The 7,174-nt window shown below is 41.5% G+C and carries 6 protein-coding genes; 2 read left to right on the forward strand and 4 right to left on the reverse strand.

Annotated elements, in window-relative coordinates; translation table 11 throughout:
* Nucleotides 1-3: 3 nt before the first annotated feature.
* Entirely contained in the window at nt 4-588 is a 585-nt protein-coding gene (gene miaE, locus ACFQ3Q_RS09995) for a tRNA-(ms[2]io[6]A)-hydroxylase (RefSeq protein ID WP_380745312.1), read from the forward strand.
* Here miaE and ACFQ3Q_RS10000 read toward each other — a convergent pair.
* From ACFQ3Q_RS10000 to pdxH, 4 genes are read right to left on the reverse strand one after another with little or no spacing between them, the layout of a single operon-like run.
* Nucleotides 585-1,484 (reverse strand): Ppx/GppA phosphatase family protein, encoded by a 900-nt coding sequence (locus tag ACFQ3Q_RS10000; protein ID WP_380745314.1) that lies wholly within the window; start codon nt 1,482-1,484, stop codon nt 585-587. The genes miaE and ACFQ3Q_RS10000 overlap by 4 nt on opposite strands.
* A gap of 4 nt (nt 1,485-1,488) precedes the next feature.
* Complete coding sequence (ppk1, locus tag ACFQ3Q_RS10005; RefSeq protein ID WP_380745316.1) at nt 1,489-3,582, reverse strand: polyphosphate kinase 1; 2,094 nt, start codon at nt 3,580-3,582, stop codon at nt 1,489-1,491.
* Between the two features lie 3 nt (nt 3,583-3,585).
* A complete protein-coding gene (locus ACFQ3Q_RS10010; RefSeq protein WP_380745318.1) occupies nt 3,586-4,071 on the reverse strand; it encodes a SixA phosphatase family protein in 486 nt (161 codons plus the stop codon).
* Nucleotides 4,072-4,074: 3 nt separating this feature from the next.
* Nucleotides 4,075-4,722, reverse strand: a complete 648-nt coding sequence (gene pdxH, locus ACFQ3Q_RS10015; protein ID WP_380745320.1) for a pyridoxamine 5'-phosphate oxidase — start codon at nt 4,720-4,722, stop codon at nt 4,075-4,077.
* 593 nt (nt 4,723-5,315) lie between these two features.
* Here pdxH and ACFQ3Q_RS10020 point away from each other — a divergent pair.
* Nucleotides 5,316-7,174: HYR-like domain-containing protein (locus ACFQ3Q_RS10020; protein WP_449329138.1), on the forward strand; the 1,859-nt coding region annotated here is incomplete at its 3' end.

The following is a 7,174-nucleotide window of genomic DNA, read 5'->3' on the forward strand; positions in this document are numbered from 1 at the left end:
ATTATGCTTGGTTTAAAACTTCCTACTGACCCGCGTTGGGCAGATATTGCTGAAAAGAATATTGAAGAGATTCTTATAGATCACGCTTACTGCGAGCAGAAGGCTGCATCTACGGCTATTTCCCTTATAGTGACCTATCCTGAATATTCAGAATTAGTAACGGCTATGACCGCTCTTGCCAAAGAGGAAATGAGTCATTTCAAGATGGTTCACGACAAGATTCTGGAAAGAGGTTATACCCTGGGCTGGGACCGTAAGGATGAGTATGTGTTAAAACTTCTGAAGTTTTTCCCTAAAGGAGGCAGCCGTCCTACACAACTGGTACATCGCCTGCTGATAGCTGGCTTGATCGAAGCCCGGAGTTGTGAACGTTTCAGGTTATTATCCGAAAAGCTCGAGGATCAGGAACTTGCTGAATTTTACAGGAACCTGATGGTCAGCGAGGCTAACCATTACACCATGTTCCTGAAGTTTGCAAGAAAGTTTGGAGAAGACCGCGAAGTGGTTGACAAGAAATGGCAGGACTTATTGGAATATGAAGCCGAAGTAATGAAAGACTTGGGTAAAAAAGAAAGCATACACGGCTAGTCCTTTTTCTTATCTTCATTATATAAAGATTTAATTATTCCATCGGCCAGACCAATCTTGGGAACATAGACTTTATGAGCTTTAGCCCATTTCATAGCTGAAAGATATATCCTTGAAGCCGGAATAATAACGTCTGCCCTGTCATTCTTAAGTTTTAGTTCGGTAATACGCTCTTCGTAAGAATAGGAATTCAGCAATTCATAATACTTCTTGATATAGGAAAGACTTAATGGCTTTCCCTCCTTTTTTCCACTGGTCTTAAAGATATTATTGATGTTTCCACCGGAACCTATCAGGCATATTTCTTTATATCCGGCTGTATTTTCTTTTACCCACTGCTCCATAGTTTCCCAGGTCTTATGCTCTACAAGGTCGTTAAGCAATCTAACAGTCCCTACTTTAAAAGATTTTGAAGCTATGGTATTCCCGTTGCTGTAAACGGTATATTCGGTACTCCCCCCACCAACATCAACATACAGGTAATTATGATCATTCTGAACAAGTTCGTGAAGATCTGTTGCTGCAATAATCGCCGCCTCATGAGTTCCATCTATTATTTCGATCTCAACGCCACTCTTCTTTTTTACCAGTTTAGCCACATCTTTCCCGTTCTTTGCTTCTCGCATAGCCGAAGTTGCGCAAGCCTTGTACCTTTCAATACCGTGGGCTTTCATCAGAAGCCCGAAGGCCTGCATAGTATCGACCATCCGGTCTATATTCTTTTCTGATATATATTCTCTTAAGAACACATCTTCCCCAAGCCTTATGGGGACACGAACAAGGGATGTTTTCCTGAAGTCAGTCTCTTTTCCCGCCTGTTCTGTAATGGTCATTACAAGAAGCCTCACAGCGTTAGAACCAATATCTATTGCAGCATAATTCTTTTGAGTGATCAAATCTTTAATTTTTAATTTTATCTAAATAGTAATCGTAAAGTGCAATTTGAGAACGAATCCTTGGACCCTTATTTTCTCTGTAAGCATTTACTTTATCCGGAGAAAACACCCGGGCTTTTACGTTATCTTTCCAACTGATCTCAAAATTATCCATTATTTCGTCCTTGAGCCCAGGGTCATAAATAGGACAGGATATCTCCACTCTCAGGTCGAGGTTTCTGGTCATAAGATCGGCTGAAGATATATAGACCTTAGGATTCCCGTCATTCCCGAATATAAATACTCGTGGATGCTCCAGATATTTATCCACGATACTTATGGCTTCTATATTTTCACTCAGCCCTTTCACTCCCGGTACAAGGCAACAAATTCCGCGAATAATAAGCTGAATTTTCACCCCGGCACTACTGGCCTGGTAAAGCTTATCTATCATAGGATAATCTGAAAGACTGTTCAGCTTTAGTTTTATACTTGCGGGCTTACCGGCTTTGGCATTGTCTATTTCCTGCTGGATGAGTTTTAAAAGACCAGTTCTTGTATAATGAGGCGAAACCAGTAAATGTTTATACTTGCTCACCTTGTAATTGATCTCGAAGAAATCGAAAACCTTGTTAACTTCCTTGAGTATTTCAGGATCTGATGTGAAAAGCGTGTAATCTGTATACACTTTAGAGGTAGCCTCATTGAAGTTTCCGGTACTTATAAAGCCGTAACGCTTAAGTTTCCCTTCCTCTTCTCTTTCTACAACACAGGTTTTACAATGCACCTTTAAACCGGGAACACCAAAGATAAGCTTTACGCCTTCCTCCTGCATCTGTTCAGCATAACGGATATTGGCAACTTCATCGAACCTGGCTCTTAATTCGATCTGAACGGTAACCCTCTTCCCGTTCTTCACTGCATTAATAAGCGAGCTGGCTATATGCGAGATCTTTGCCAACCTGTAGATGGTGATCTTTATGGTTCTTACCTTAGGATCTAATGCCGCTTCCCGCAAAAACTTAACGGTATATGCAAAAGTCTGGTAAGGAGCATGTAAGAGAAAGTCTTTTTTTGCTATTCCGCTAAATAAGCTGGTTTGCAGGATAAGGCCCGGAATCGGCAGAGCTTCTTTCCTTTCATAAAGCAGACTATCTTTCCCAAGACTGGGGAAGTTCATATAATCCCTTCGGTTATGATAACGTCCTCCGGGGATAATGCTGTCTGAAGAGTCTATACCCATCTTATTCATTAAATAAGAAAGGGTGTCTTCGTCTATATTCATATCATAAACAAAACGAACCGGATCTCCTTTAATCCGGTCTCTTACACTGGAGGAAATCTTTTCAATAAAGCTTTTACTAAGATCACTGTCTATATCCAGTTCGGCATCCCTGGTGATCTTGATCATATGAGCTGTGATGCTCTCATATTCAAAAATATTGAAGATCGTCTGAAGATTGAATCGGATAAGATCATCCAGAAGGATTATATATTTCTTCCCATTTTCTTCGGGCAGAACCACAAAGCGGTCTATACTTCTGGGGATTTCAATAAGCACATATTTCTTTTCCTGAACAGGACTTTCCAAAACCTTGTGAATATCCTTTTCAGGTTGCTCCTCCTTCATTACCATCTTTACTGCAAGATATGCCGCACTGTCTTTAAGGGAAGGGATTTCGGGCAGATCATTCAGGATGATGGTTACAAGGGCAGGACTCACTATCGACAGGAAATAATTCTTTAAAAAATCCTTCTGAGAGTCACTTACCTGCTCCTCATTAATAATGTAAATATCGTGATTCTGAAGACGGGTCTGTATATCTTCAAGGATGGAAAGACTGTCTGCCTGCTGTTGGATCACGATCTTGGTGATCTCTTCCAGCAGCTTACTGGCTTTAATTCCACCAAGCACCCGCTTACCGGCCTTCCCGGCAAGGTCTATCCTTTTTACTGTGGCATACCGAACCTTGAAGAACTCATCGAGGTTATTCGAGAAGATCCCGAGAAAACGAAGTCTTTCGATGAGGGGAACGGTTTCATCCTCGGCTTCCTGAAGCACCCTTGCATTAAATTGTAACCAACTGATCTCCCTGTTAATATATTTCTTATCCTGCATATATTACCTTAGATTCTTAGGCAAAAGAGTTACTAAAGTTCTCCCCTGCTCTATTTCCTTCCAGTGATCTACTTCAAAATCGATCACACAAAGACCTGTGGTTGGTAAATTATCAAGAGGCTTATCTCCAAGCCGGTTCACCAGGGAAGTCATTGCAGGATTATGACCAAAAACCACCAGTTTATCTATAGAGTCAGGACAGGACCGTATTTTTCGAAGCAGGGCTGAATCATCAAAGGTGTATAGTTCATTTTTAACTTCAAAATTTTCATCTGCCACCTTTAGTCCTTCTTTGAACATTTTAGCTGTTTCGTGTGCTCTTACTGCCGGGCTTGTCCAGAAGGTTGCCGGTGGCATATAGAATTTCTCGAATGCCGAAATTACGTGTTTGGCATCATTAATAGCTCTTTTCTTCAGGGGACGTTTATTATCCGGAAGATCATTCTCCCAGGAAGATTTACCGTGTCTTACCAGTACCAATTGTTTCATAACCTAAGGTGCTAATCGTTTAACATTCCAGTTCTTTTCACTCTCCACTTCATAAAGGATCCGGTCGTGCAGGCGATTTACCCTGCCCTGCCAGAATTCAAAGCTTTTGGCCTTCACCCTATAGCCTCCCCAATGCGCAGGCTTGGGTACTTCCTGACCTTCAAATTTATCCTCGAAATACTTCAGGCGCTCTTCGATCTCAGCTCTTGAAGCCACGGGACTACTTTGATTAGAGGCCCAGGCACCCAACTGACTGCCGCGCGGCCTGGTCTTAAAGTAATCTGTTGCCTCTTCTTCTGAATTCTTTGTTGCTTTCCCCTTGATTATCACCTGTCGCTCCAGGCTGGGCCAGAAAAACGTAAGACAGACCTCTTTGTGCTTTTCTATAGCCCTTGCTTTTTCCGAATTATAGTTGGTATAAAAAACAAAGCCTTCTTTATCAAAAGATTTAAGAAGGACTATCCGCGCCTGAGGAAAGTTATCTTCCCCAACAGTAGATAAGGTCATAGCATTTACCTCTGCTATCCCGGGATGGCTTTCGGCCTCCTCAAACCAGGCCGCGAAAAGTGCTGTTGGGTGATTTGGTATTCTGTCTTCAAGCAATTCACTCTGCTCGTAAGACTTTCTATAATCCTGAAGGTCTTTTTGCATAATCTTGGGCTTTGCTGCAATTTACGAGTTTTAAGCAGAAGCGGGAAAATATTTTATCTGAGAATAAAAGTTTTTTATCGACTTTATTTTCGATATTAGTTAGGTAAAGCTCCCCTTGTAAAGGCTATGTTTTTAACCCCGAAATCGGGCACTGTTTTCTTCTGAATTTTACCGGTTTCCCCCTATTGATTTTTATTTATACGTAGTTGTCCGAACACTTGTAACAATTAGTAAATGAGGGATTTCCCCCCATTTAAACTTAAGATCTTGTGCATTTGAACGAATAAAAATGTAATTACATCTAAAAAAACTCAAATAACTTTTTTAGAGGTTTATTTGTGGTAATTTTACATCATAATAACATTATAATAGAGTCACCCCCACACTTCTCTATAGGTAAATCCCCCCAATTTTTACCAGATGTTATCACCCCACATTTTATGATTTTAAAGTAATTCTCTCCCCAAGAGAATAATAATTGATTTCCCTAATAAATTGTTACGGACAAAAGCCTGCTTATGCTTTCAAGTGTTTTAATGAAAAAATGCTGATGGTGATTTTAATGGATTATTGTAATTCTAAACATTACGACTATGATTTGGAAAACTACTATTGCTAAAATGTTTCCCTTTTTTAACACCTCTATGATAGAGGCAGCCAAATGCTTATTTTGGGGAAGCGTTAAGCAGACCGGTCTGAAATTAATCGGTTTGATGATGATGGTTTCTTTAGGGATGCAGGCGCAGAACGGAAATAACCCCGGTGAAGAAACCAACAATATTATTGTTGGAGACGATTGTATTGAATTTATTAGCTGCCCGGCAGATCAGACTGTTTGTGCAGATTCCTATAACGATGAGGGACTCCTGGGAGCCGAGGTTACCTGGGATACTGCTGTGAGCACCCAAACCTGTACCGGTACCGGAAGTGAAGGCAATTTCCAGATGTTATTCGAGCTGAACGAAGAACTTCTTTCTCAGGATTGTTGGGACTTCAATTATATACAAAGGGTAGGAACCCAAGGAGGTTATGTAAAACTATTCTCGAGTAACGATCAACTTGGCACCGAGCAATCTATTATCACCACCCCATACCTGATATTAAATAACGGCTCTGAAACTTCTATAGAATTAAATTACGACAACGGCAACTATACCGTACAATTATTTTTAGTTGATGAAGCAGGCAATGAATATCCAAGCGGAGGGCCCACTCCGGTAAATGGAAATACCACCGTTTATGAGTTTACCACCCAATTACCTACAGGATCTGTAGGTGTTTATCGAATAAAATATGTCTTTGATTACACAGGTGCCAAACCTTCTAATGCCAATACAGGAGACACTGTTATTGCGGTAGACGGTATTCTTTATGATGATGGTTGTAGTGGCGGGGTAGACTTTACAGTTACAGGACCAAGCCAGGGATTCTATCCTGTAGGTTCACACGACCTGGTATACAAAGCTACTTACACTGCTCCCGATGGATCGACAAAGACCAAGACCTGTTCCTTTAATATAACAGTTAGCGCTTTAGACGTTCAAATTACAAATGTTCAGGATGCCAGTTGCAATACAAGTGCCGATGGCTCTATCACGGCTCAGGCCAGTGGTGTGAACGGAACAGGAACCGAACCTTTTGAATATAGTATTAATGGAACAGATTTTCAGCCCGACGGAACCTTTACCGCGCTTTCACCAGGGATCTATAATATCACTGCAAAAGATGCAAACGGATGTGCCTTTGTTTCAGGCGATGTAAATGTAGAGGCCTCAGATACCGAGGCTCCTGTACTCACCCCTCCTGCGGATGATACCGTGGAAGGTTGTGATGTTTCTGACATAACAAGTTTGCCTTATTCAGAGACCGCAACAGAAATCAGCGTACAAGAATTTGAAAATATTGGTGGTAGCATTTCTGATAATGGAACTATTGCCTCTATTACCTACCAGGATTCCAACAATGCATCTTTTCCTGTTCTGGTAACAAGAGTCTTTACAGTTAATGATGCCTGTGGAAACAGTGTTCATGATAGTCAGACCATAACTATTGAGGACAACACAGCTCCTGTGCCTGATGCAGCAAGCCTGCCGACAGTAACAGGACAATGTAGCGCAACGGTGAGCAATGTACCTACCGCTACCGATAACTGTAACGGAAGCATCAACGGTACTACTACCGATCCGTTAACCTATTCCGAACAGGGAACCTATACTATTGTATGGACCTTTACCGACAGTGAAGGAAATTCTTCCACACAGAACCAGACCGTAATTATAGATGATACTACTGCGCCGGTGGCCGATGCAGCAAGCCTGCCGACAGTAACAGGGCAGTGTAACGCAACAGTGAGCAATGTACCAACCGCTACCGATAACTGTAACGGAAGCATCAACGGTACAACCACTGATCCGCTTTCCTATTCAAACCAGGGAACCTATACCATTGATGG

It is taken from the genome of Salegentibacter chungangensis (genome assembly GCF_042678405.1).
Taxonomy (GTDB): Bacteria; Bacteroidota; Bacteroidia; order Flavobacteriales; family Flavobacteriaceae; genus Salegentibacter_A; species Salegentibacter_A chungangensis.